Origin of the sequence: Paraburkholderia sp. BCC1876 (assembly GCF_902833695.1) — a bacterium.
GTDB lineage: Bacteria > Pseudomonadota > Gammaproteobacteria > Burkholderiales > Burkholderiaceae > Paraburkholderia.
Genome location: NZ_CADFGI010000006.1, coordinates 156,353 through 182,253, shown reverse-complemented (window position 1 = coordinate 182,253; position 25,901 = coordinate 156,353). Strand labels below are relative to the sequence as shown.

Annotated in this window: 22 protein-coding genes; 7 read left to right on the top strand and 15 right to left on the bottom strand. The window is 62.5% G+C overall.

The window, feature by feature from the left end; all coding sequences use genetic code 11:
* Nucleotide 1: 1 nt before the first annotated feature.
* Nucleotides 2–466, bottom strand: a complete 465-nt coding sequence (locus HWY05_RS22595) for a hypothetical protein (RefSeq protein ID WP_176059694.1) — start codon at nt 464–466, stop codon at nt 2–4.
* A 267-nt stretch (nt 467–733) separates the two neighbouring features.
* On the opposite strand from HWY05_RS22595, the gene HWY05_RS22590 reads away from it, so the two are divergent.
* Nucleotides 734–1,342, top strand: a complete 609-nt coding sequence (locus tag HWY05_RS22590; RefSeq protein WP_176059693.1) for a cadmium resistance transporter — start codon at nt 734–736, stop codon at nt 1,340–1,342.
* Between the two features lie 124 nt (nt 1,343–1,466).
* Here HWY05_RS22590 and HWY05_RS22585 read toward each other — a convergent pair whose 3' ends face one another.
* Nucleotides 1,467–1,808, bottom strand: coding sequence for a hypothetical protein (locus HWY05_RS22585; RefSeq protein WP_176059692.1), 342 nt, complete (start codon nt 1,806–1,808; stop codon nt 1,467–1,469).
* 307 nt (nt 1,809–2,115) lie between these two features.
* On the opposite strand from HWY05_RS22585, the gene HWY05_RS22580 reads away from it, so the two are divergent.
* The 3 genes from HWY05_RS22580 (at nt 2,116) to HWY05_RS22570 (ending at nt 5,897) form a co-directional block, all read left to right on the top strand.
* Nucleotides 2,116–3,021: a class I SAM-dependent methyltransferase gene (locus HWY05_RS22580; protein ID WP_176059691.1), complete on the top strand. Its 906-nt coding sequence runs from the start codon at nt 2,116–2,118 to the stop codon at nt 3,019–3,021.
* 311 nt (nt 3,022–3,332) lie between these two features.
* Entirely contained in the window at nt 3,333–5,051 is a 1,719-nt protein-coding gene (gene leuA / locus HWY05_RS22575; RefSeq protein ID WP_176059690.1) for a 2-isopropylmalate synthase, read from the top strand.
* A gap of 255 nt (nt 5,052–5,306) precedes the next feature.
* A complete protein-coding gene (locus HWY05_RS22570; protein WP_176059689.1) occupies nt 5,307–5,897 on the top strand; it encodes a heme-binding protein in 591 nt (196 codons plus the stop codon).
* Between the two features lie 17 nt (nt 5,898–5,914).
* Here HWY05_RS22570 and HWY05_RS22565 read toward each other — a convergent pair whose 3' ends face one another.
* The 9 genes from HWY05_RS22565 to HWY05_RS22525 all read right to left on the bottom strand — a co-directional run bounded on the left by HWY05_RS22565 (nt 5,915) and on the right by HWY05_RS22525 (nt 16,849).
* Nucleotides 5,915–6,814 (bottom strand): LysR family transcriptional regulator, encoded by a 900-nt coding sequence (locus HWY05_RS22565; RefSeq protein WP_176059688.1) that lies wholly within the window; start codon nt 6,812–6,814, stop codon nt 5,915–5,917.
* Between the two features lie 46 nt (nt 6,815–6,860).
* Nucleotides 6,861–7,634 carry an amino acid ABC transporter ATP-binding protein gene (locus tag HWY05_RS22560; protein ID WP_176059687.1) on the bottom strand — a complete coding sequence of 258 codons (774 nt, stop codon included), beginning with the start codon at nt 7,632–7,634 and terminating at the stop codon, nt 6,861–6,863.
* Nucleotides 7,634–8,311 (bottom strand): amino acid ABC transporter permease, encoded by a 678-nt coding sequence (locus tag HWY05_RS22555; protein WP_035546740.1) that lies wholly within the window; start codon nt 8,309–8,311, stop codon nt 7,634–7,636. The genes HWY05_RS22560 and HWY05_RS22555 overlap by 1 nt, the downstream gene beginning before the upstream one ends.
* 22 nt (nt 8,312–8,333) lie before the next feature.
* On the bottom strand, nt 8,334–9,122 hold the full coding sequence (locus HWY05_RS22550) for an amino acid ABC transporter substrate-binding protein (RefSeq protein ID WP_176059686.1): 789 nt from the start codon (nt 9,120–9,122) through the stop codon (nt 8,334–8,336).
* A 391-nt stretch (nt 9,123–9,513) separates the two neighbouring features.
* Nucleotides 9,514–10,965: a dihydropyrimidinase gene (gene hydA, locus HWY05_RS22545; RefSeq protein ID WP_176059685.1), complete on the bottom strand. Its 1,452-nt coding sequence runs from the start codon at nt 10,963–10,965 to the stop codon at nt 9,514–9,516.
* Nucleotides 10,966–11,033: 68 nt separating this feature from the next.
* Nucleotides 11,034–12,545 carry an NCS1 family nucleobase:cation symporter-1 gene (locus HWY05_RS22540; RefSeq protein WP_176059684.1) on the bottom strand — a complete coding sequence of 504 codons (1,512 nt, stop codon included), beginning with the start codon at nt 12,543–12,545 and terminating at the stop codon, nt 11,034–11,036.
* A gap of 74 nt (nt 12,546–12,619) precedes the next feature.
* Nucleotides 12,620–13,948: an NAD-dependent dihydropyrimidine dehydrogenase subunit PreA gene (gene preA, locus HWY05_RS22535; RefSeq protein WP_176059683.1), complete on the bottom strand. Its 1,329-nt coding sequence runs from the start codon at nt 13,946–13,948 to the stop codon at nt 12,620–12,622.
* Nucleotides 13,949–14,046: 98 nt separating this feature from the next.
* Nucleotides 14,047–15,396 (bottom strand): NAD(P)-dependent oxidoreductase, encoded by a 1,350-nt coding sequence (locus tag HWY05_RS22530; protein ID WP_176059682.1) that lies wholly within the window; start codon nt 15,394–15,396, stop codon nt 14,047–14,049.
* 172 nt (nt 15,397–15,568) lie between these two features.
* On the bottom strand, nt 15,569–16,849 hold the full coding sequence (locus HWY05_RS22525) for a Zn-dependent hydrolase (protein ID WP_035546751.1): 1,281 nt from the start codon (nt 16,847–16,849) through the stop codon (nt 15,569–15,571).
* 342 nt (nt 16,850–17,191) lie between these two features.
* Here HWY05_RS22525 and HWY05_RS22520 point away from each other — a divergent pair, with 342 nt between their 5' ends.
* Nucleotides 17,192–17,905, top strand: coding sequence for a TetR/AcrR family transcriptional regulator (locus tag HWY05_RS22520; protein WP_035549196.1), 714 nt, complete (start codon nt 17,192–17,194; stop codon nt 17,903–17,905).
* Between the two features lie 94 nt (nt 17,906–17,999).
* Here the strand turns inward: HWY05_RS22520 and boxA are convergent, their stop codons facing one another.
* The 4 genes from boxA to HWY05_RS22500 all read right to left on the bottom strand — a co-directional run bounded on the left by boxA (nt 18,000) and on the right by HWY05_RS22500 (nt 23,582).
* On the bottom strand, nt 18,000–19,232 hold the full coding sequence (boxA, locus tag HWY05_RS22515) for a benzoyl-CoA 2,3-epoxidase subunit BoxA (protein WP_035546754.1): 1,233 nt from the start codon (nt 19,230–19,232) through the stop codon (nt 18,000–18,002).
* A 44-nt stretch (nt 19,233–19,276) separates the two neighbouring features.
* Nucleotides 19,277–20,704: a benzoyl-CoA 2,3-epoxidase subunit BoxB gene (boxB, locus tag HWY05_RS22510; RefSeq protein ID WP_035546756.1), complete on the bottom strand. Its 1,428-nt coding sequence runs from the start codon at nt 20,702–20,704 to the stop codon at nt 19,277–19,279.
* 125 nt (nt 20,705–20,829) lie between these two features.
* Nucleotides 20,830–22,500: a 2,3-epoxybenzoyl-CoA dihydrolase gene (gene boxC / locus HWY05_RS22505; RefSeq protein WP_176059680.1), complete on the bottom strand. Its 1,671-nt coding sequence runs from the start codon at nt 22,498–22,500 to the stop codon at nt 20,830–20,832.
* Between the two features lie 116 nt (nt 22,501–22,616).
* Nucleotides 22,617–23,582 (bottom strand): helix-turn-helix transcriptional regulator, encoded by a 966-nt coding sequence (locus HWY05_RS22500; RefSeq protein WP_035546760.1) that lies wholly within the window; start codon nt 23,580–23,582, stop codon nt 22,617–22,619.
* A 182-nt stretch (nt 23,583–23,764) separates the two neighbouring features.
* Between HWY05_RS22500 and HWY05_RS22495 the strand changes: the two genes are divergently transcribed.
* Both HWY05_RS22495 and HWY05_RS22490 read left to right on the top strand, forming a co-directional pair.
* The gene (locus HWY05_RS22495) at nt 23,765–24,232 is read left to right on the top strand and encodes a DUF4863 family protein (protein WP_176059679.1); all 468 of its coding nucleotides are present in this window, start codon (nt 23,765–23,767) and stop codon (nt 24,230–24,232) included.
* Between the two features lie 44 nt (nt 24,233–24,276).
* Entirely contained in the window at nt 24,277–25,872 is a 1,596-nt protein-coding gene (locus HWY05_RS22490; protein ID WP_176059678.1) for a 3,4-dehydroadipyl-CoA semialdehyde dehydrogenase, read from the top strand.
* Nucleotides 25,873–25,901: the final 29 nt, after the last annotated feature.

The window sequence follows — 25,901 nt, the reverse complement described above, 5'->3', positions numbered from 1 at the left end:
TTTATTCCTCGGCGGCTTCGGCAGGCGGCGCGGCAAGCTTGGCAGGCGCCAGCCAGGTGAACACGCCCAGCGTCTCGCCGTGGAATGTGCATTCGGCGGCGGCAGCTGTTGTCGTCTTCTTCGGCTTGGCGTTTTTGGGCGCAAGCGCGTTGGCGCTCGAAGCAGCCTTAGCCACTGCTGCCGCTGCTGTTTCCGATGCCCCGGCGGCATTCGCCGCCACGACAGGCGGCGTAGCCGCCGCCACTTCCGACGCCGTCATCACGTGTTCGATCGTACCTTCGACCACCACGCGTGTACCGTCGATCGCGGCACCCGCGTGATCGATCTTCAGCGTATCCGTGGAAGTGTCAGCCAGCTTGCTTCGCATCAACTGCTCGCATGCGCTCGGGTTCTTATAGACGGCACAGCCGGCCAGCAACGTGGCGGCAGTCGTGACGCAGACGAGGGAGAGAATCCGAATCTTCATTGATGTTCCGTTTTTCAAGCCGTCGGCAATTGTAGCTTACGGGGCGGACACTCGACGTCGGCCGCTACGGTCTGTGTGACGCGCGGGCCGGCAACCCTGGACCGCGCGCAAAACGACTCGCGACACGTCAAAACCTTGACCTCGCCAGCGCGTATCGGCATCGTGTTGACGGGCCGACGCTGCTGCGCCGCGCGGCTTTCTTTCCCGCCTGCGTCCTTCAAGGGACGCAGCCCGGTTTCTTCACCCCGTATCGACCGGCTTTCCCGCATGCTCAGCCTCGCCCTGCTCGCCATTGCGGCTTACGTCGCCACCAACATCGACAACCTGTTCGTGTTGCTCGCCTTTCTCGCGGAAGCGGGACGCCAGCGGCGTCGTGTGATCGTGGGGCAATTCGCTGGCTCGCTGGCCTTGATCGTGGCGGCGATTCTGGTGGCGGCGCTGCTGACGCGTTTGCCCACCGGTTACGTCGGCCTGCTCGGCATTCTGCCGATCGGCGTCGGGCTCGCCAAGGCATGGGAACGGTTCGGCCCGTCCAGCGCCAACCCGGCAAGCGCATCCGGAACGGCCGCCACAGTGAGCGACGGCTCATCCTGGTGGACCGTCGCATGCGTGGCGGTCGCCAACGGCTCGGACAACATCGCCGTCTACGTGCCGTTGTATGCCAGTCATTCACATGCCGACGGCATGTTTATCTCGCTGATGTTTATCGTGATGATCGGGCTCTGGTGCGCCGGTGCGGTGTGGCTCGTCGAACATCCGTTGCTCGGCGCGCCGATCCGGCGTTACGGCACGGCACTGCTGCCGCTGATCCTGCTGGTAATCGGCGTGTCCGTGATCGTGCAGAACGACACGCTGCGGATCGTGTTCGGCCTCTGATCCGCGCAAAACTTCAATTAGTCAGCCGCAGTCAGAACAGTCAGCAACAGTCAGCAACGGCCCCGTGCGGAGATGCGCTGCACACCAGCGCGCGATGCGGCACGGCCGTTCTCCCTCTGAACCCTTAATTGGCCGGCATCGACGGCATGGCGGTCGGCTGCACATACGTGCGCACGCCCGCGAGCGGCGAACCGTAGCCGCCGGCATTCGTGTTGTTCGGCAAGCCGTTGACCAGTTGCGCACGCGGGTCGGTCGGATTCAGGTTCATCTCGCCGGCCTGCTGGTTGCCGTGCGTCGGGTATTCGCTGCCGCGCGCGGCGTTCGGCATCAGGCGTAAGCCGTTTTGCGGCGCGTTGACGTCGTCCTGCACACTCAGGCCCTGAGCGCCCGCCTGCACAGCGATCCCGCACGCGGCGGCACATAGCAAGATCCGTACTGCCTTCAATGTCCTCGACGTTCGTTTCATGGCTGCCTCCGGCAAAGTGAAAAGAAGTGATCCTGTCCGCGGTTTCCGATCCGGCTATCCGGCGATCCAGCGTGCGGCCAACGCTGATCCCTTTATTTATACGCGCCGCCGTCCGGTTCGGATTCGGCAACTTCGGCCACGTCAATATCAACCTCCCGCACTGCAATCCCCGCAACCCGCGCGCCCGCTCGTCCACCGCCTCAAGACAATTCACCCACCCTCCGACGCCGCAACATCAGCACCCAATTCCGCCAGCGCCTATCTTTATTCCGATTGCCGATTTCCCCGCGGTTCGAACGCCCTGATAATGGATCTCATGAACGCCAACTTCACTCCGAAAGCCCGCGCGCTGTCTGGCACGCTCGCGGCATTCAGCGCCGCACTGCTCATGGCGGCATGCGCCGGCCCGACTGCGGCAACGTCAAAGGCATCAGCATCGAACCCGGCCGCCACCCCAGCCAACGCGGCGCAACTGCAAGCCGCAGTCGCCGGCCCTCAACGCGGCGCCAAAGCTCGCCAGCGCGACCTCTACCGTCATCCGCAAGAAACCTTGCAGTTCTTTGAGCTGACGCCGTCGCAAACCGTGCTGGAAATCGCGCCCGGCGGCGGTTGGTACACGGAAATCCTCGCGCCGTACCTACGCGACCAGGGCAAGCTCTACGAGGCCGAATACGACGCCCCGCAAGCCGTGCCATCGGCGGAAACGCAAGCCAACCGGGCCGCGTACGCGCGCAAATTCGCCGACGCGCCCGCCGTGTACGGCAATGTGGTGGTCGGCACGCTGAAGGCCGGCCAGTTCAACGGCTTCCCGGCGGACGCCCGCTTCGACCGCGTGCTGACCTTCCGCAACATCCACAACTGGATCAAGGACGGCCAGATCGACGCCAACCTGCGCGCCTTTTACGCGGCGCTCAAACCCGGCGGCATACTCGGCGTCGAAGAACATCGCGCGGCGCCCGGTACTTCGTTGCAGCAGACCATCGACAGCGGCTACGTGACCGAAGACTACGTGATCGAGCACGCGCGCGCGGCCGGCTTCCAGTTGATCGGCCGCAGCGAAGTGAACAGCAATCCGCGTGACACGAAAGACTATCCGCACGGCGTCTGGTCGCTGCCGCCCACCTACGAGGGCGGCGACGTCGACCGGGCAAAATACGCGGCCATCGGCGAATCGGACCGCATGACCTTGCGCTTCCTGAAACCCGCGCAATAAATCCGTGGCGCCAGCAAGGCGTCCGCAGCGGCGTCCACACGAGCCGCCGGCGGGATGGCGCTTGACGCCATCCCAATAATATGTTCCTATGGCGCACTATGTACCGCGCCCAGACCATCCTATCGCTACTACTAGCCCCCTCTACCGGGCTAGGTCTGCTGCTGCGCGCTTCCATCTGAATCTGCTACACCCGAAGCACCGCTCAATTCCCCAGTAACTGACCCAGCCCCGGTTTCCGACCGGCGCGTTGTTACATCTGTTCGTCGTCCGGTCGATTCCCAGCTATCTGGTCTCACCCTCGGATGATGAAAATGTTGAAGAACCCTGCTACCAAATACCGCTCGTTCAAGCCCGTCAACTTGACGGATCGCCAATGGCCGTCGCGCACCATCACGCGCGCGCCGATCTGGATGAGCACCGACCTGCGCGACGGCAATCAGGCGCTGTTCGAGCCGATGAACGCGCAGCGCAAAATGCGCATGTTCAAGACGCTGGTGCAGATCGGCTTCAAGGAAATCGAAGTGGCGTTTCCGTCGGCATCGCAGACCGACTTCAATTTCGTGCGCGAGCTGATCGAAGGCGGCCATATTCCGGACGACGTCACCATCGAAGTGTTGACGCAAGCCCGCGACGACCTGATCGAACGCACCTTCGAATCCTTGCGTGGCGTACCGCGTGCGATCGTCCATCTGTACAACGCGACTGCGCCGGAATTCCGCAAGATCGTCTTCGGTCTCGAGAAGAGCGGCGTGAAGGAGCTCGCGCAAAAGGCCGCGCGCACGATGAAGCGTTTCGCCGATGCCTCGCCGGAAACGCACTTCACGCTGCAATACAGCCCGGAAGTGTTCAGCGGCACCGAACTCGACTTCGCGAAGGAAGTCTGCGACGCCGTGTTCGACATCTGGCAACCGACGCCGGACCACAAGGCGATCGTCAACCTCCCCGCCACCGTCGAAATGGCCACGCCGAACGTCTACGCGGACCAGATCGAATGGATGCACCGCAATCTCGCGCGCCGTGACTCGCTGATCGTTTCCGTCCACCCGCATAACGACCGCGGCACCGCGGTCGCGGCGGCGGAACTCGCAGTCATGGCCGGCGCCGATCGTGTCGAAGGCTGCCTGTTCGGCAATGGCGAACGCACCGGCAATGTCGACCTCGTTACGCTCGCGTTGAATCTGTACACGCAGGGCGTCGATCCCGAGCTCGATTTCTCGAACATCAACGAAGTCGCGCGCACCGCGGAAGAATGCACGCAGTTGCCGGTGCATCCGCGTCACCCGTATGTCGGCGATCTGGTGTTCACCGCGTTCTCCGGTTCGCATCAGGACGCGATCAAGAAGGGGCTCGCGGTACAGAAGCCGGACGCGTTGTGGGAAGTGCCGTATATGCCGATCGATCCGAGCGATCTCGGCCGTACGTACGATTCGGTGATCCGCGTGAATAGCCAGTCGGGTAAAGGCGGCATTGCGTATCTGCTCGAGCAGAGCTACGGCGTGGTGTTGCCGCGCCGCCTGCAGGTGGATTTCAGCTCGGCAGTGCAGCGTTTTACTGACGAAAGCGGCCATGAAGTCACGCCCGCACAGATCTGGGCGTTGTTCCAGGAAGAGTATGTCCAGAACGTCGCGCCGATTCATTACATGGGCCACAACCTGTCCGAGCGCGACGGACGTGAACACATCAAGCTCACGGTCGAGATCAACGGCGAGCGCCGCGTGTTGAGCGGCGAAGGCAATGGCCCGCTGGACGCGCTGATGCACGCCATCGGCGCACCGGTGCGGATCCAGCACTATGAAGAACGCGCGTTGACGCAAGGCGCGGATGCGCGCGCGGTAGCCGTCGCCGAAATGGCGGGCGCCGAGGTGGCGGGTAGCGCGTTCGGCGTCGGTATCGATGCCAATCTGGTGACCGCATCGATTCGCGCGGTGATCAGCGGCGTGAATCGTGCTTATGCACGCGCGAATGCGGAGGCGAAGGCAAGCTTCTTCGACGCGGCATTGAACGATGCGGCACAAGACGTAGCTGTGTGAAATAGCTAGCCTGCCATTGATGGCTAGTGTTGTTGAAGGGGCGTTCGATTCATTCCGGACGCCCCTTTTCTATTGGCCGCGATTGTGGTCCGCAAAGCACGTCGTGCTCGTTCTGCAATACCGAATTGCGCTCTACTCTCTTTCAGCGGCAAAGCGACCCTGCGATAGTTGCGCCGTCTTCTTCCTGAACTTTCGATTCGGGTTCAAAGGAGACTCAGGCAGTTTTCTATCGACATGAAAGCGAGAGTGCAAGCAATGAACGTTGAATACGCTAAAGCAAAAGGACGTGGCCTCGTCCTGTACAAAACGCTGGCGGGACTGGCGGGACTGGCGGTGTTGGTGGTTTCGGGCATCGCTCCGTCGATGCCCGTGAATGCGGCAACGCCACTCAATACCAGCGTACTCCCGCTGTCATTAGCAATGGACGCCGCGACCGAAACGATCCACGCCTGCGAAGCCAAAGGTTTCCGGGTCGCCGTCGCGATCGTGGATGCGGACGGTGTGATCAAGCTGCAACTACGCGGCGACGGCAGCCCAATTCATTCGCAAGGGTTCTCGTTCCGCAAGGCCTACACCGTCATGAGCATGGGGCCGATGATGGGCGCCGATACGAATGGCGCGTTAATCAAACTGATATCCGGCTTCGCGCCTGGGCTTCCAGCCGTCGCGACCAGTGGAACGCCGAATCTTCTGTTCCTGCCGGGCTCCGTTCTGGTGAAACAGAACGGCCAAGCAATTGCCGCCATCGGTGTGAGTGGCGCACCCAAAAGTGTCGATGACGAAGTTTGCGCGCAAGCCGGTCTCGACAAGATCAGGAATCACCTCACCGACACGTCGCTCAATTGAAATGCCACTAATGCGGGCTATCTGAAACCCGCAAAGCACTCGGAGAGAAACGCGAGGCAGACACGGATCTTCGGCACACGATTTCTCGGCGCGAGCGTCACGGCTGAAATGTCGAATTCGGTCGTGTCCTCGTAATCCGCCAGCACTTGCGTCAGCTTCCGTTGCACCACGAGTTCATCGCCAATGATCTTGTTGATGCGGCCTATGCCCAGACCCGCCTGCGCGAGCGAGACGATCGCCGAGGTATTGTCGGCAAGAATTCTTCCCGCCACTGGGAACGTGGGGAACTCATCGTCGCCGTCGAACGGCCATTGATTGTGCGAGGTCACCGCCGCGTTGGCGATCAGATCGTGGCGCGCCAGATCGCCAGGCGATCGAGGCATGCCGCGAGTGGCGAGATAACCAGGCGAGGCATATAAGGCTCTGCGATGCGATCCGAGCTTGCGCGCCACATGCGTGTCTCGCGGCGAGATACCCGCCCTGATCGCGACATCGATGCCTTCCGTCGACATATCTACCGGCCGGTCGGAGATGTGCAAACTCACGCTGAGGTCCGGGTGACGATCGATCAACACTCGCAAGTTTGGAATCAGCACGTACTCGGCCAGAATGCATGGCACGCTGATTCTGACCGAGCCCAATACCTTGTCGCCGCGCGACGCGAGATCGTCGGCCAGCCTGGCCGCATTGCCGGAGATCAGTTTCGCGTGTTCGAGAAAGAGCTGGCCGTCGTCGGTCAACGATAAACCGTGCGTGCTGCGGTGAAACAATCGCAGACCGCACTCCGTCTCCATTCTCGACAACGCGCGCGACACCTGGCTCGGATGTTCATCGCGTTCGCGCGCCACGGCGGCGACGGATAAAGATTCGGCGAGCCGCACGAACAGAGAAAAGTCCTGTAAAGAGAACTCCGTCACGGCTTCTCGCTTTCTGAAGAGTGGGTGCCGCTCTTGAACCTGGTACTCAACCTCGTTCAGTCCACGAGTCCGGCAGACTGTGCGTCAACGTCGACACGAAACGCGCCGTTTCCGGTTCACGCGGTTGCATGAAGATCTCACGCGACGGCCCCGCTTCTTTCACCACGCCGTTATTCAGAAACACCACGTCGCGCGCAATCGTCGCGGCGAGCCGCAGATCGTGCGTGGCCATCAGCATCGTCATGCCTTCGGTGGCGAGCTGCTTGAGCACTTCGACTACTTCGGCGGCGAGCCCGGGATCGAGCGCCGAAGTCGGTTCGTCGCACAACAGTACTTCCGGCGACGGCGCCAACGCCCGCGCAATCGCCACGCGCTGCTGCTGGCCGCCGGAGAGCGTGGCCGGCCACGCGTCCGCCTTGTGCGCAATGCCGACTTTCTCCAGCAATTCATCGGCGCGCGCACGCGCTTTTTCCTTGTCCCACTTCTGCACGGTCAGCAAGCCTTCCATCACGTTCTGCCGCACGGTCAGATGCGGAAACAACTGGAAGTTCTGAAACACCATGCCGGTGCGACGGCGAATCGTCAGCACCGCATCTCGCGACGGTTTTTCATCGCGACTGAATTCGAGCCGCTGATCGCCGAGTTGGAGTGAACCCGCTTCAGGAATTTCCAACAGGTTCACGCAGCGCAACAGCGTGCTTTTGCCGCTGCCGGATGGACCGATCAGCGCCGTAACATTGCCCGGCTCGAGTTTCAGATCCACCGAACTGAGCACGCGCAAGCCGCCGAAATACTTGTCGATTTTTTCCAGTCGGATCATCAGTTACCTGCCTGGAAAAGTGCGTGACGGCCGAACTTGCGTTCGAGCCTGACTTGCGCCGACGACAACACCGAACTGAACACCAGATACACCAGCGCCGCTTCGGTATAGAGAATCAGCGGCTCGTAGGTGACCGAGGCGATCCGCTGCGCTGCCTGAAACACTTCGGGCACCGTCAACACCGCCGCCAGCGAGGTGTCTTTGACCAGCGCGATAAACGAGTTCGACAGCGGCGGCAGCGCCACGCGTGCCGCTTGTGGCAGGATCGCGCGACGCAGTGCCTGGCTGCGTGTCATCCCCATCGAATAGGCGGCTTCCCACTGCCCTTTCGGAATCGATTCGATCACGCCGCGAATCACTTCGGAGTTGTACGCGCCCACATTCAGCGAAAAGCCGATGATCGCCGCCGTCAACGGATCGAGCACAATCCCCACATTCGGCAAGCCGTAGAAGATCACGAACAGTTGCACGAGCAACGGTGAGCCGCGAAACAGCCACACGTAAAAACGCACGATCGCCACCGCCCACTTCGGCCCGAACAGCCGCACCAGCGCGACGACGAACGCGAGCACAATGCCGATCGCGAACGACGCCAGCGTCAGCGGCACGGTGAACACAAGCCCCGCATACAGCAGGGGCCACAGCGAATGCGCCATCAGATGCAACCATGCCGGCATGATTCAGACTCGCGGTGGGGGCTTACTGGGAAACGTCTTTGCCGAAGTACTTCTGCGAGATCTTCTCGTAGGTGCCGTCTTTCTTCATGTCGGCCAGCGCCTTGTTGATCGCCGCCACCAGTTCCGGGCTGCCCTTGCGGATCAGCACGGCGGATTTGTCGCTGCTGTCCGACGCGGTATCGAGCGCGACGATCTTCACTTTGGCGTCCGGCTTGTGCTTCTTGAAGTCGAGGAACGACAGCGAATCGTTGACGGTTGCGTCCACGCGGCCCGAGGTCAGCAGATCGATCGACTCATTGAAGCCCTGCACGGGGATCACTTCCGCGCCATGCGCCGCGGCGATCTTGCCGAAGTTGCTGGTCAGTGTATTGGCCGACTTCTTGCCCTTCAGGTCGTCGAAATTCTTCACCGTGGTGTTGCTCGACTGCACGATCAGCGCCGCGTGCGACGTGATGTACGGGTCTGAGAAATCGTATTTGACCTTGCGCGCATCCGTAATCGCCACTTCATTGATCACCGCGTCGTAGCGGTTCACGTCGAGACCGGCGATCAATCCGTCCCATTTGCCTTCCACGAATTGCGGCTTGACGCCCAGACGCTGCGCGATCGCGGTGCCGATCTCCACGTCGAAGCCGGTCAGCTTGCCGGACTCGTCGTGAAACGTAAACGGCGCGTAAGTGCCTTCGGTGCCGATTTTGAACACGCCGGCGGATTTGATCTGCGCGAGTTCATCGGCGGCGAAGGCCGAGGTCACGGCGACGGCTTGAAACAGCGCGATCAGCAGAATGGAACGAATCGACTTCGACTTCATCAGGTGGCTCCGTCAGGTTTGCTGCATCAGTGATGCTTGGGCAGGGCCCGCCGCGCTTGCGCCCGGCAGAGTGGGCGGACTGTAGCAAAGGGCTCACGCTTTTACAAAGGATCAGGTTTCCGATCAATATGCGCATACGTGCTAAGGCGACAGCCGCGGCCGATGACATGGCGTCGAATACGACGTTATAGCAGATAGGACGAACGGCATGCATCGCATCATGGAACGCGGGCGGCACGCCATCGGGGAAAACACGGGAGGGGCGCGACCATGGCTAATGCAGCGGCTAAGGAGGCAAACGCGGCGGCTAATGCGACAAACGCGCGGCGGCAAGAGAAAGGGCGGCGCCGTGGAAAACCACAGCACCGCCCCTGGCTGGTCTACAGAAAGCCTACCGCTCCACCGGATGCGGCTCCTTGCGTTTGTTGGCCACGCGGATCGCGTCGAAGTAAGCCGGATTCGGCGGACGCTTCAAATAACGCCCCGCCCCGCGCACCGCGCGCAACTCGCCATCGGTCCACGCGAGCGCGCCGCGCGTCAGCGTGTGCATCGCGACGCCTTGCACGGCCATGCCTTCGAACACGTTGAAGTCGACCTTCTGATGATGCGTCTTCACCGAAATCGTCTTGCTCGCGTTCGGGTCCCACACCACGAGATCGGCGTCCGCGCCGACCTGCACCGCGCCTTTACGCGGATAGAGGTTGAAGATCTGCGCGGCATTGGTCGACGTGATACGCACGAATTCATTCGGCGTGAGACGTCCGCTATTCACGCCGTGATGCCAGAGCACCGCCATGCGATCTTCCACGCCGCCGCACCCGTTTGGAATCTTCGTGAAGTCTTCACGGCCCATTGCCTTCTGCGACGCGCAGAACACGCAGTGATCCGTCGCGGTAGTCTGTAACTGGCCCGCTTGCAGACCGTGCCACAACGCTTCGCGATGCTCGGCGGAACGAAACGGCGGGCTCATCACGTGCGCCGCCGCGCGTGTCCAGTCGGGATCGCGATACACCGCTTCGTCGATTACCAGATGGCCCGGCAACACTTCGCCGAATACGCGCAAGCCTTCGCTGCGCGCCCGCGCGATTGCATCGACCGCGTCTTTCGATGACACGTGCACGATATACACCGGCACGCCCAGCACTTGCGCGATACGAATCGCCCGGTTCGCCGCTTCGCCCTCCACTTCCGGCGGTCGCGACAGCGGATGCGCCTCCGGACCCGTAAAGCCCTTCGCCAGCAACTGGCGCTGCAACTGGAACACCAGTTCGCCATTCTCCGCATGCACGGTGGGCAGCGCGCCGAGTTCGAGCGAACGCGAGAAGCTGTTCACGAGCACTTCGTCGTCGGCCATGATCGCGTTCTTGTAGGCCATGAAGTGTTTGAAGCTCGATACGCCATGCTCATGCACGAGCGTGCCCATGTCGCGATAAACCGAGTCGTCCCACCAGGTGACCGCAACGTGAAATCCGTAATCCGCCGAGGCTTTCTCGGCCCAACCGCGCCACGCGTTGAACGCTTCCATGAGCGATTGCTTCGGACTCGGGATCACGAAATCGATGATGCTGGTCGTGCCACCCGATAGTCCCGCCGCCGTGCCGGTATAGAAATCATCGCTCGCCGTCGTGCCCATGAAGGGCAATTCCATATGCGTGTGCGGATCGATACCGCCGGGCATCACGTACTGGCCGCCCGCGTCGACAATCGTGGCGCCGGCCGGCGCTTCGAGGTCCACGCCGATCTGCAGGATCGTACCGCCGTCCTGCGGATCCGCACACAATACGTCCGCACGATACGTGTTCTCCGCGTCGATAATCGTGCCGCCGCGAATCAGGGTCGTCATGTTGCGCCTCCTTATGAACTGCTGGTTTCGGTGCTACCTCTATCCATTACGCTGACGTCAGGCACTAACTAGGCGCTCGCCACTCGCGCGCTCGGTCCTTTGCTGAGCTTCATCCACGCGCTGTACACGATCGACGCCAACGCGAGTCCGACAAACCACGCATACGTATAGAGCGTATTGAAGATCGCCGGCACGTTCGGAAAAGAAGCCGGAAACGCGGTATGCAAAAAGCCCGGCAGATTCGGCAGCACGCCGATCACCAGCGCGACCACCGCGCCGATATTCCAGCCGCCGGTATAGCTGTATTCGCCGTGCTCGTCGAACAGTTCGCGCGGATCCAGACGGGTGCCGCGAATCAGAAAGTAATCGACCATCAGAATGCCGGCCACCGGTCCGAGCAATGCCGAATAACCCACCAGCCACGTGAAAATATAGCCTTGGGTGGTGGCGAGAATCTTCCACGGCATCATCACGATCGCGATGGTCGCGGTAATCATGCCGCCGACGCGATACGAAATCCCCTTCGGCCACAGGCTCGAAAAGTCATAAGCCGGGCCGACGAGGTTGGCGGCGAGATTGCAGCACATCGTGTCGAGCGTGAGGATGATCAGCGCAACGCCCACGCCGACGCCGGTCATGCGGCTCGTCAGGTCGATCGGATCCCAGATCGCCTTCCCGTAGATCACCACCGTTGCCGACGTCACCACCACCGAGATCACCGAGAGCAATGCCATCGGCAACGGCAGCCCGATCGACTGGCCGATGATCTGATCGCGCTGCGTTTTCGCGAAGCGCGTGAAGTCGGGGATATTCAGCGCGAGCGTCGCCCAGAAACCGACCATGGCTGTGAGACCCGGCCAGAATGTGACCCAGAAAAGGCCCTCCTTCTTGCCGCCCGGTACGAATTGCGACGGCGCCGACAGCATCGAACCAAGGCCACCCGCTTTCGACGTCGCCCACCAGACGAGCGCAATACACATCACGATCTTGATCGGCGCGGACCAGCTTTCGAGCCAGCGGATCGAATCGGTGCCGTGCACGATGAAGTAAATCTGCAACGCCCAGAACACCAGGAAACACGCGAGCTGTGCGAGCGAGATGTCGAGAAACGGCAAGGCCGCGCCGTGCAGCGCGTTGCCGGTGAGAATGTTCAGCAGCGTATAGATCGCACTGCCGCCGAGCCAGGTCTGAATGCCGTACCAGCCGCACGCGACGATCGCGCGCAACATGGCCGGCAATTTCGCGCCCTGCGTGCCGAACGAGGAGCGCACCAGCACCGCGTACGGAATGCCGTGTTTTGCGCCGGCGTGACCGATCAGGAGCATCGGCACCAGCACGATCAGATTGCCGAGCAGCACGGTCGCGACCGCCTGCCACGGCGACATGCCCTCTTCCGTCAAACCGGCCGCGAGCATGTACGACGCGATATTCATCACCATCCCCACCCACAGCGCCGCGAAGTGATACCACCTCCACGTGCGTTGCGCGACGCCGGTCGGCGCAAGGTCGTCGTTGTAAAGACTGCTGCCCTGCACGCCGGCCGCGAACTGCGGATCGGCGGGTTGCGCTGTCTGCTTCATCGAAAGATCTCCACTGGATCGTTGAGGCCCGCGCGGCTTCTGACGGCGCTTGAGGCCTTTGGGGAATGCTCGTCTCAGGCTGCCCTGGCCGCGTGCGCAGGTTCGGCGGTGACGGCCGCTTCCGTCGCGGCGGGCTCCGTCGCATTCACACGTGCCGGGTTGTTCGGCTGCGTGGTCCAGTTCGCGTACTCGCCCTGATCCACGCGTTCCATCGTGATGCATTCTTCGACCGGACACACATGCATGCACAGATTGCAGCCGACACATTCGGAGTCCATCACTTCAAAATGCCGGACGCCATCTTTTTCTTTCATGATCGCCTGATGCGCCGTGTCCTCGCAGGCGATATGACACAGGCCGCACTGGATGCACTTGTCCTGATCGATGCGCGCCTTGATGTCGTATTTGAGGTTCAGGTACTTCCAGTCGGTGACGTTCGGCACCGCACGGCCGCGAAACTCGTCGAGCGTGGCGTAGCCTTTTTCGTCCATCCAGTTCGACAGGCCGTCCGCGAGATCGGAGACGATGCGAAAGCCGTAGTGCATCGCCGCCGTGCAAACCTGCACGCTGCCCGCGCCGAGCACCATGAATTCGGCGGCATCGCGCCACGTTGAAATACCGCCGATGCCGGAGATCGGCAGGTTCGGCGTTTCGACGTCGCGAGCGATTTCCGCGACCATGTTCAGCGCGATCGGCTTCACCGCTGGACCGCAGTAGCCGCCGTGCGTACCTTTGCCGTCGACCATCGGCAACGGCGACATCGCGTCGAGATCGACCGCCACGATCGAGTTGATCGTGTTGATCAGCGACACGCCATCCGCGCCGCCTTTATACGCCGCGCGCGAACCGAGGCGGATGTCGCTGATATTCGGCGTGAGCTTGACGAGGCACGGCAGCTTGCTGCCCTCCTTCACCCAGCGCGTGACCATCTCGATGTACTCGGGCACCTGCCCGACCGCCGCGCCCATGCCGCGTTCGCTCATGCCATGCGGGCAGCCGAAATTCAGTTCGACCGCGTCGGCGCCGGTATCTTCGACGAGCGGCAGAATCCACTTCCAGTCGCGTTCGTTGCACGGCACCATCAGCGAGACGATCATCGCGCGATCCGGCCAGTCGCGTTTGACCTGCGCGATCTCGCGCAGATTGACGTCGAGCGGACGGTCGGTGATCAGTTCGATATTGTTCAGCCCCGCGATACGCTGGCCGTTCCATTGCACCGCGCCGTAGCGCGAGCTGACGTTCACGACATGCGGGTCGAGGCCGAGCGTCTTCCACACCACGCCGCCCCAGCCCGCTTCGAACGCGCGGTTCACGTTATAGGCTTTGTCGGTGGGCGGCGCGGACGCGAGCCAGAAAGGATTCGGCGAGGTAATGCCGGCAATCGTACAGCGCAGATCGGCCATGTTCGGCTCCTTGGGGACGGCTATTTTTTGTCTGGGTGTTCGGCTGCATGTTTCTTGCGGCTGGCGTGGTTAGCGTCAACCGCGCGCTGTGCTACGGCTTAGGCGGCTTTCACCGCCGTGCGGGCGAACTGCGCATCGATCGCGGCGGCCGCGATCTTGCCGTCCTGCACCGCCTGCACCGTGAGGTCGATGCCGCCGCTGGCCGCGCAATCGCCGCCGGCCCATACGCCGGGCAACGAGGTCTGGCCACTTTCGTCCACCGCGATACGATTGCCGTCGAGCGTCAGCAACTCGCGTTCGATACCGACGGGCACCAGCGTTTGACCGATCGCTTTGAGCACCATGTCGGCTTCGACGACGAAACGCTCCTGGCTACCCTCGCTCGACGCGCGCTCGAACTCGACGCCGGTCACTACACCTGCGTCGCCGATCAAACGCGTCGGCGCTGCATGCGTGACGAGCGTGACGCCGCTGGTCTGCGCAAAGTCGCGCTCGGCCCATGTGGCGCTCATCGATTCGACACCGCGCCGGTAGACCATCGTCACCGAGGTCGCGCCGAGCTTGCGGCTTTGCACGGCGGCATCGACCGCCGTATTGCCGCCGCCGATCACAACGACGCGCCGCCCGACCGGCACCGTGCCGACATCGCTCGCGCTGCGAATCTGCTCGATGAAATCCACCGCGTTCATTACGCCGCTCAGGTCCTCGCCTTCCATGGCGAGCGCGCGCACGCCGCTGAGGCCGATCGCGAGGAACACCGCATCGTGTTGCTGGCGCAGCGTATCGAGATCGATATCGCGCCCTAGCGTCACACCGTGTTTGATGTCGATACCGCCGACCGAACACAGCCATGCCACTTCACGCTGCGCGAAATCGTCGACGGTTTTATACGCGGCAATGCCGTATTCGTTCAGGCCACCCGCCTTTTCATGCGCGTCGTAAATCGTCACCTGGTGACCGCTCAACGCAAGCCGATGCGCACACGCGAGCCCCGCTGGCCCCGCGCCGATTACCGCGACATGCCGTCCCGTGTCCGCCGCGCGCTTGAACAGCACTTCGCCGCGCGCCATCGCCCAATCGGTGGCGTGACGTTGTAGCGCGCCGATCGCCACCGGCTTCGCGTCCTGATGGTTGCGCACGCAAGCGCCTTCGCAAAGAATTTCGGTCGGACAGACGCGCGCGCACATGCCGCCCAGCGGATTGGCCGACAGAATGTCCACCGCTGCGCCCTTCAGATTGCCGTTGCCGATCTTGCGAATGAAACTGGGAATGTCGATCTGCGTCGGACACGCATTCACACACGGCGCGTCGTAGCAGTAGTGGCAACGGCTCGCCGCCGCGGCAGCCGCGCTCGCGTCGAGCAAGGGCGCGATATCGGAGAACTCGCACGAAAGCTGCTCGGGCGACAGGCGCTGCGCGGCAATGTCGCCGGTTTGCTTGATAGCCATACACGTTCCTTCTTCGATGTGAGGACGTAGCCGGTCCCGCCGGCTGCGCTGAAGCGGAGCCGGGGCGGCATGTTTTGTGGGCACTAACTACGGTGAAGCGACCGCTCGAACCATGCGGACCCTAAACGGGTCCGCCGAAGCCGATGCTGATGCTGGTGCTTGCGGTAAAGCGTCATGAAACCGGCTCGCAGGCACGCTCGAGCATGGCGTGCAGCAGTACGTTGGCGCCCGCCTCGATCCACTCGAAGGTGGCGTCCTCGATCTCGTTGTGACTGATCCCGTCGACGCACGGCACGAATACCATCGACGTCGGCGCGACTTGCGACAGATAACACGCGTCATGTCCCGCACCGGACACCATGTTGCGATGCGGATAGCCGAAGCGTTCGGCGGCAGCGCGCACGGACTTCACGCAGGCTTCATCGAAGGCGACCGGTGCGTAGTAAAAGATCTGTTCGAGTTCGGTTTCGAGGCCGATACCGCTCGCGATCTTCGCCACGCCCTCGCGCAACGCGGCATCCATTGTCGCGAGCACCGCGTCGTCCGGATGACGGAAGTCGACGGTGAAAAACACGCGGCCCGGAATCACGTTGCGAGAGTTCGGATAGACCTGCATCATGCCGACCGTCGCGCAGCCGAACGGCGCATGGTCGAGGCCGATACGGTTCACCAGATCGACCACGCGCGCGGCGCCTAACAACGCGTCGCGGCGGCGCGGCATCGGCGTCGGACCCGCGTGCGCTTCCTGACCCGTCAGCGTGATCTCATACCAGCGCTGACCTTGCGCATCGGTCACCACGCCGATGGTTTTCTGCTCCGCTTCGAGAATCGGCCCCTGTTCGATGTGCAGTTCGAACGCCGCATGCAGAGGACGTCCGCCGCACGGCACATCGCCCGCATAGCCGATCCGTTCGAGTTCCTCGCCGAGGGTCTTGCCGTCCACGTCTTTGCGCGAAAGGCCGTAGTCCAGCGTGAACACGCCAGCGAACACACCCGAGGCCACCATCGCCGGCGCGAAGCGGGAGCCTTCTTCGTTGGTCCAGATCACCACTTCGACAGGATGCTCGGTCTCGATGCCGTGATCGTTCAGACTGCGGATCACTTCGAGACCGCCGAGCACGCCGTAGATGCCGTCGAAGCGGCCGCCGGTCGGCTGCGAGTCCGCATGCGAACCGGTCATGACCGGCAGCGCGTCCGCCACGCGTCCGGCGCGACGCATGAACACATTGCCCATCTGATCGACACTGACCGTGCAGCCCGCTTCCTTCGCCCAACTGACGATCAGATCGCGCCCTTCCTTGTCGAGGTCGGTGAGCGCGAGGCGGCACACGCCGCCTTTCGGCGTCGCGCCGATCTTCGCCATCGTCATCAGGCTGTCCCACAGGCGCTTGCCGTCGACCTTGATCGACGTCGTGGGTTCGGCGCCCCTCAGTGCTTCGGATACCGCGTTCATTCGTCTCGCTCCTTTCGGTGAACCGACATGAAACTGGTGCATTGGCGGCGGTTTTTGGGGCGTGTCCGCACGGCGGCGGTGCACACTCGATACGCTCGATCGCCTCTCGTGAGAGGGGGCAAACCTTGGGGTATCGGCCGCTCTTCCAATCCTGTCCAGTTGGACAGGTTGTAGACGATTAAGCCCGCCAAATCAATGCTTTTCGTACGGTGACAAACATAGCGAGAAGCGTGCCATTGCACTGCAGCACGGGGGAATGGGTCGTGAAGATTGGATAGGTGAGCGGCGCGCCGAACGACTAGAATGAAGCGCGACGCGGCACCCATGCCGCCGAAGGCGAACATGAGAGACGACGACGTGACAGCCGGCATCACGGAAAACGAAGAAACACGCGCACCTTTGCGGCGGCGCAAGGCGCACATTCGCGAGTCGAACGAGGCGCATCTTCTGGCGTGCGCGGAGGCGGTGTTCGCCGAGCGCGGTCTCGACGGCACCAGCACCGCGATGATCGCGGAGCGTGCCGGCTTACCAAAAGCCAACGTGCATTACTACTTCCCAACGAAGCTCGCGCTCTACCGTCGCGTGCTGGAAGATCTGTTCGAGGACTGGCATCGCGCGGCGGACACGTTCGAATGCAGCGACGATCCGGTCGAAGCGATTGGCGGGTACGTACGCGCGAAAATGGAATTGTCGCGACGTCGGCCGCTGGGTTCGAAGGTGTGGGCGAGTGAAATCATTCACGGCGCCGAGCATATGGAAGACATTCTCACCGGTCGTGTGAAACCGTGGCTCGACAGCCGCGTGAAAGTGATCGACGACTGGATCGCGCGCGGTTTGCTGGCGCCGGTGAATGCGCAGACGCTGATGTATATGATCTGGGCGACTACACAGCACTACGCCGATTTCGATGCGCAGATTCGCGCGCTCAAGGGCAAGCGCGCGTTGACGCAGAAAGCGTTCGATGCGACGACGGAAGAAGTGGTGCAGTTGGTGATTCGGGCGTGCGGGGCGGTGTCGCCGGCGCAACGAGAGGAAGGGGTGGATCCTTCGCGGTAGAAACCGGGCAGCAGAAAGAAAGCCCCGCTGCGCTTGCGAGGCAGTGGGGCCTTTTTACGGCACTCAAGAAAAGCCTCGTCAGCCCAGCGCCTCTTCAATACGTCTCCAGATGCAACCGCCCTTCCTTCTTCAACTTCGCCCACAGCGTTTCCCAATCCAGCTGGACCTGCTCGCCGATCTCCTTGAGCGCCTGCAGCACACCGTCTTCCATCCCCTTCAAACCGCACACGTAAATGTGCGTGTTGTCGTCTTTCAGCATCTGCGCGACATCCACGGCGCGTTCACGCATGACGTCCTGCACATAACGCTTGGGCTGCCCCGGCGTGCGCGAGAAAGCCAGATTTGTATCGATGAAATCCTTCGGCAGATTCGTGAGCGGCCCGAAGTACGGCAACTCCTCTTTGGTTCGCGCACCGAAGAACAGCATCAGTTTGCCGGTTGCGCCTTTGAGCCGACGGCGCCGGCGATACTCGGTCATCGCGCGCATCGGCGCTGAACCGGTGCCCGTGCAAATCATCAGCAGATGGGAGTTCGGATGGTTCGGCATCAGGAACGTGCCGCCGAACGGGCCAATCACGTTGACCACGTCGCCCTTCTTCAGATCACACAGGTAGTTCGAGCACACGCCATCGATCGCGTCGCCGTGTTGCTGCGACACGCGTTTGACGGTCAGCGACACGTTGTTATAACCGGGACGTTCGCCATCGCGTGGACTCGCGATCGAATACTGACGAGCGTGGTGCGTGCGGCCATCCGTCGTTGCGCCCGGCGGCAGAATGCCGATCGATTGTCCTTCCAGCACCGGAAACGGCATCGAGCCGAAATCGAGCACGATGTGATGAATGTCGCTGTCGGTCGAGCCGTCCGTGAGCCGGTAGTTGCCCACCACGGTCGCCGTGGTCGGCGCCTTGTGCGTGTACAGATTCACATACGGCTTCGCAGCCGACCAGGGCGGCACCACCGAGCCGCGCACGGTATCCACTTCGATCCCGCTCGCGCCCTCCGGCGAGTCACCCGACGCTAACGACTCGTCAACAACCGGTACCGCCATCGTGTTCTGTTCCGGCAGTACGTCCCACGTCAACTGCTCGCCGATCGGATAAGCGTCGGCCTTCAGCACGGTGCGCCAGTTGTCGATCGCACCGGTCGGACACGGCGGCACGCACGCCATGCAGCCGTTGCACAGGTCGGCCTTGACGACATAGTTGTTGTCGTCGTGCGTGATCGCATCGACCGGGCAAGTCTCTTCGCACGTATTGCAGCGAATGCAGATTTCCGGATCGATCAGATGCTGCCTGAGAACTTCGATCGACACTGGGCCGTTCATGACTTCCTCCATCGGGTAATGCCAACGCAACAGAACACACGCGTTCAGTTAAAGCGCACGTACTCGAAATCGACCGGCTGACGATTCACGCCCATGGCCGGCGGCGCGATCCAGTTGGCGAACTTGCCGGGCTCCGCGACGCGGCCCATCAGCGACGCAACGTACGCGCGGTCTTCCGGCGACGCGAGCCACTTCGCTTCATTGGCGGCCCATTCGGTTTCGCTGATCACGCGGCCATCGGGCGACACCCGCGTGCCTGCAAACGTGCCGATCTGCCGGTTGAACGCTTTGTGCGGCACGGTCATGCGGAAGTCGATGCCGGCTTTTTCGAGCACCTTGTTCCAGCGCCCCACGCCCGCCACCGAATCCTTGATGTAATCGTCGCGCAGTACTTCGTTCATTGCGTTGAGCATCGGCACTTCGCGTTCGGTCAGCTTGCCGTCCTGCACGTCGAGCAGTTTGTAGCTCTGTCCATTCAATTGATGGTCGTCGTCGCGCTTGTTTTCTTCATAGCGGCCTTTCAGACCCGAGCTATAAAACGTTGCCGCATTCGACGAATGATCGGCGCCGAACAGATCGATCGTCACCGAATAATGGAAGTTCAGATAGCGCTGAATGGTCGGCAGATCGATCACGCCGGCCGCGCGAATCTTCGCGACGTCGTCGGTGCCGAGTTCGTTCATCACCTGCGCGGTGCGCTGGATCACGCGCGACACACCGGACTCGCCGACGAACATGTGATGCGCTTCTTCGGTCAGCATGAACTTCGTGGTGCGCGCGAGCGGATCAAATCCCGATTCGGCGAGCGCGGACAACTGGAACTTGCCGTCGCGGTCGGTGAAATACGTGAACATGTAAAACGCGAGCCAGTCCGGCGTTTTCTCGTTGAACGCGCCGAGAATGCGAGGATTGTCGTCGTCGCCCGAGCGGCGACCGAGCAGCGCCTCGGCCTCCTCACGGCCATCGCGGCCGAAGTAGCGATGCAGCAGATACACCATCGCCCACAGATGACGCCCTTCTTCCACATTGACCTGGAACAGGTTGCGCAAGTCGTACATGGACGGCGCGGTCAAACCCAGATGCCGTTGCTGCTCGACCGAAGCCGGTTCCGTGTCGCCTTGCGTGACAATGATCCGGCGCAGATTCGCGCGATGTTCGCCGGGCACGTCCTGCCATGCCGCTTCGCCTTTGTGCTCGCCGAAGTGGATCTTGCGGTCCTGCTCGCCGGGCGTCAGGAAAATACCCCAACGGTAGTCCGGCATTTTCACGTGATCGAAATGCGCCCAGCCGCCCGCGTCGACGCTGACCGCCGTGCGCAAATAGACGTCGTAGCCGTGCGAACCTTCGGGGCCCATATCGCCCCACCATGCCAGGAAATTCGGCTGCCATTGTTCGAGCGCGCGTTGCAACGTGCGGTCGTCGGCGAGGTTGACGTTGTTCGGAATCTTTTCGCTGTAGTTGATCGTTGACATGGTCGGTTCCTGGTTCGGAAACTGCGGTGCTTAATCTGACAAACGCGGTGAGAGGCGTATCTGGCAGAAGGCGTTGTGTCAGGCCGCGTTATTGGCGTGCGGCGCCTGAGTCGAGTCGTGCGCGGTCAAACACGCGACACGTCGAATTGCGCCTTGCTGCCCTTGCCGTACACCTTGAGCGCGCCCTTCTCGCCCACTGCATTCGGCCGGTTGAAAATCCAGTTCTGCCATGCGGTGAGACGCCCGAAAATACGCGTCTCCATCGTCTCCGGACCGTTGAAGCGCAAATTCGCTTCGAGGCCGGTCAACGCGTCGGGCGACATGGCCGCGCGCTCTTCGAGTGCGATGCGGATTTCGTCGGCCCAATCGATATCGTCGGGCGAGGCGGTCACGAGACCGAGGCGTTCAGCGTCGACGGGTTTGATCGGCTGACCGATTCGCGAACGCACGGCATCGAGCGGTTCGGCTTCTTCATAGAAGCGTCGCGCGAGCCGCGATTGGTGCGTGACCATCGGATACAAACCAAAGTTGACTTCCGACAGCGTGATTGCCGGTTCCTCGTCTTCATTCGACGGCAAGGCAGCCATGTAGGAACGATCGCAGGCGAAAGCCAGTTCCGCGAACGTGCCGACGAAACACGAGCCCGGTTCGATCAGCGCGAACAGCGAACGCGACGACACGTCGATGCGCGCGAGCGTGCGGCGCAGCAAGCCGATGGTCTCGCGCACCAGCCAGTGATCCTTGTGCTGCATCAGCGTGGCATCCGCGGCGAGCAACGCGCGGGCGTCGCCTTCGGTCTTGAACACCCAGGTGCCGACTTCGAGTTCGTTGGTGCGCATCGACAGAATCGCGTCGTCGAGTTCGCGCGCGAATTGCAGCGGCCACCAGTTCACGCCGGCGGCGACGATCGCGTCGATGCTCGTGGGCTGATCGGTGTGCGGCGCTTTGGCGGTGAAGGTGGCGATACGTTTGGCGCGATCGATCGTGACGTCGAGCGTTTTATAAGTCAGGCCGTCGTCCCGGTCGGTACGGTCGATACGCGTGAGCGCCACGCCTTGCGCGTGCTCGGGACGATCGCTCTGCGCGGCGAGTTCGAGCGCGCGTGCCTGAATCGCCTGATCGAACTGGTTCGGCTTCACGACTTCATCCACGAGGCGCCACGCTTTCGCGCGTTCGCCGCGAATGCCCTCCACCACCGTGCAGAAAATATCCGCGCGATCGTGGCGCACCTTGCGCTTGTCGGTCACGCGCGTCAGGCCGCCGGTGCCCGGCAACACACCGAGCAAAGGCACTTCCGGCAACGACACCGACGACGAACGGTCATCCACCAGATAGATCTCGTCGCAAGCGAGCGCGAGTTCGTAACCGCCGCCGGCACACGCGCCGTTCACCGCCGCGAGAAACTTCAAGCCCGAGTAGCGCGACGAATCTTCCAGGCCGTTGCGCGTTTCGTTGGTGAACTTGCAGAAGTTGACCTTCCACGCATGCGTGGACAAACCCAGCATGAAGATGTTGGCGCCCGAGCAGAACACGCGGTCCTTCAGGCTCGTCAGCACGACGGTTTTGACTTCGGGATGTTCGAAGCGAATGCGCTGGATCGCATCGTGCAATTCGATGTCGACGCCGAGGTCGTACGAATTCAGCTTCAGCTTGTAGCCGTCACGAATGCCGCCGTCTTCCGCGATATCGATGCCGAGCGTTGCAACGGGGCCGTTGAAGCTCAGCTTCCAGTGTTTGTACTGCGAGGGATCGGTGCGGTAGTCGACCGGCGCGATGGCGGTTGCTGCTGTGGACATGGGGCGTCTCCTGACTGGACGATGCAACATTGTTTTTTGAACAATAGTGCATCATCACATCCATGTAAAGCACTTTAATGCATGTTAAGGTGTAAACCCTGACGCCTCAGTGCATCTCAGCCGCCCACATCGTCCGGCGCCTCCGCCGCGACGCGCGCCGCCAGACGGTCGCGCAGTTGCAGATAGGCGTCGGCGAGGGTTTTCTCGCTGGTGTCGAAGCTCATGTCGGCCCGCCCGTACAGCTCGCCGCGGCCGGCCAGGATACGCTTGAGGTCGTCCATCGCTTCCTTGTTGCCGGACATCGGCCGCAAATCGCCTTGCGCGACGACGCGGCGCATGTGCTCTTCCGGCGTGGCCTGCAACCACACGGTGAAGCAGTGCGACAGCAGCGCGTTGAACGTGCCCGACTCCGACACCAGCCCGCCCGGCGACGCGATCACCGCGCGCTCGTGCTCCTGAATCACGGCCTCGAGCGCGCGGTGTTCATAACGCCGGTACGCGGCCGCGCCATACAGCGAGTGAATCTCCGACGGCGGGCAGCCGGCCAGTTGTTCGATCACGCGCGTCAGCTCGACGAACGGCACTTTGCGCTCCTGCGCGAGCATCCGCCCCAGCGTTGATTTACCCGCGCCGCGCAGGCCGATCAACGCGATCCGGTCCTTACGATGCGGGTCGCGCGGCGCCTGCGCGAACATCTCGGCCAGCGCCACGCGGGCGCGCTGCAACGCCGCCTGATCGCGGCCCTGCAACAGTTCCCGAATCAGCAGCCATTCGGCGGACGCGGTGGTTTCGTCGCCGATCACTTCAGCCAGCGGGCAGTTCAAGGTCGCCGCGATCTGCCGCAGCACCAGCACCGAAGCATTGCCGACCCCCGACTCCAGATTCGCCAGATGCCGCTCGGACAAGCCGGTTTCGGTCGCCAGCGTCTTGCGCGTCATGCCGCGACGCGCGCGCAGCAGGCGCACGCGCTCGCCCATCGCGGTCAGGAACGGATCGCGCTCCTCGCGCTCGGGCCGTTCGGCGCGGGTGGCGTCTTCGTCGGCGGCATCGTCCAAGGGTGCGGGAGAGTAATTTTGGTTCATGTTTTACAACCTCTCAACTTCGATACATGTACTATAGTGCTTGACACACACCGGGTGAACGGTTAATTTTCGCCAAATATTGATCCAATAACAAACGCTGTCGAGATTTATCGGCGGCGTCACGGAGATGGCGCCGCACCACGCATGAATTAAGTTGCGTGCGCACCGATCTGGAGGCTCACATGTCCCCCCAAGAATTCCAGCGTCTGATTGCCGGCGTGACCACGCAACTCGCCGACCGGCCGCTCGACGGCCAGCTCGCCGCCTGGCTGAACGACACCTGGCCGGCGGATGGCGAGACTTTCCGCGAACTCGCCGCGGCGTGCCGCACCGGCGTCGCCGAAGGCTGGCTGTGCAACCGCGAAGGCGGCGGCATCCGCTACGGCCGGATCTTCAAGGCGCTCCCCGACACCCACGGTTTTTCCGTCGATGTGGTCGCGATGCACAACATCGCCGGCCCGCATCACGTGCATCCGCATGGCGAGATCGATCTGATCATGCCGCTCACCGAGGGCGCGACATTCGACGGCCATCCGGCCGGCTGGTGCGTGTACGGCCCCGGCTCGGCGCATCGGCCGACGGTGGCGAACGGCGACGCGCTGGTGTTGTATCTGCTGCCGCAAGGCGCGATTGAATTCACTGCTGCCTGATTGCCTGTTGCTCATCGCTCACCGCTCACTGCCAGAGACATGCCATGACTGAACTTTTGAAGAACTACGTAGCGGGCCAATGGGTCGCCGGCGGCGGCACCGGTGTGACGCTCACCGATCCGGTGACGGGCGCGGCGCTCGTGCGTGTATCGAGCGAAGGCCTCGACCTCGCGCAAGCATTCGACTTCGCTCGCGAGGAAGCCGGCGCCGCATTGCGCGCACTGACCTACGCACAGCGTGCCGCTCGTCTCGCCGACATCGCCAAACTACTGCAAGCCAGCCGCGACGACTACTATGCGATCGCCACCGCGAATTCGGGCACCACGCGCAACGATTCGGCGGTCGATATCGACGGCGGCATTTTCACGCTGTCCTACTACGCGAAACTCGGCGCGGCGCTCGGCGACGTGCATGCGCTGCGCGACGGCAACGCCGTGTCGTTGAGCAAGGATCAATCGTTCAGCGTGCAGCACGTGCTGACACCCACGCGCGGCGTGGCGCTCTTTATCAACGCGTTCAATTTTCCGTCGTGGGGTTTGTGGGAAAAGGCCGCGCCTGCCCTGCTCTCCAGCGTACCGGTGATCGTCAAGCCCGCAACGGCGACGGCCTGGCTCACTCAGCGCATGGTTGCCGACGTGGTCGACGCGGGCATTTTGCCGCCCGGCGCGTTGTCGGTGATTTGCGGCGGCTCGGCGGGCCTGCTCGACCAGATCCAGGCGTTCGACGTCGTGTCGTTCACCGGCTCGGCCGACACCGCCGCGACGCTGCGCGCGCATCCGGCGTTCGTGCAACACGGCGCGCGTCTGAACGTCGAAGCCGACAGCCTGAACAGTGCGATTCTGTGCGCCGACGCAACGCCCGAAACGCCCGCGTTCGAGTTGTTCATCAAGGAAGTGGTGCGCGAAATGACCGTGAAATCCGGGCAAAAATGCACGGCGATCCGTCGTGCGTTCGTGCCGGAAGCTTCGCTGGAAGCCGTGCTCGACGCGCTCAAGGCGAAGCTCGCGAAGATCAGCGTCGGCGACCCGCGCAACGACGCCGTGCGCATGGGTTCGCTCGTAAGCCGCGAACAGTACGACAACGTGCTTGCAGGTATCGCCACGCTGCGCGAGGAGGCCGTGCTCGCGTACGACGGCTCGGCCGTGCCGCTGATCGATGCGGACGCAAGCATCGCGGCTTGCATCGCGCCGCATCTGTTCGTGGTCAACGATCCGGACAGTGCAACGCTGCTGCACGATATCGAAGTGTTCGGACCGGTGGCGAGCGTGGCGCCGTATCGCGTTTCGACCGATGCGAACGCGTTGCCCGAAGCGCACGCCGTCGCCCTTGCGCGACGCGGTCAGGGCTCGCTCGTTGCATCGATCTATTCGAACGACGACGCGCACCTCGGCCGGCTCGCGCTGGCGCTAGCCGATTCGCACGGCCGCGTTCACGCGATTTCGCCGTCGGTGCAACAGAGTCAAACCGGCCACGGCAACGTGATGCCGATGTCGCTGCACGGTGGACCAGGACGCGCGGGCGGCGGCGAAGAACTCGGCGGCTTGCGGGCGTTGGGTTTCTATCACCGGCGCTCGGCCATTCAGGCGACGGCCGCTGCTGTCGAAGCGCTCACGCAAACGACGCATTTGCCCGCGGCCTAGCAGAACGAGACAACGACGCAACGAGACAT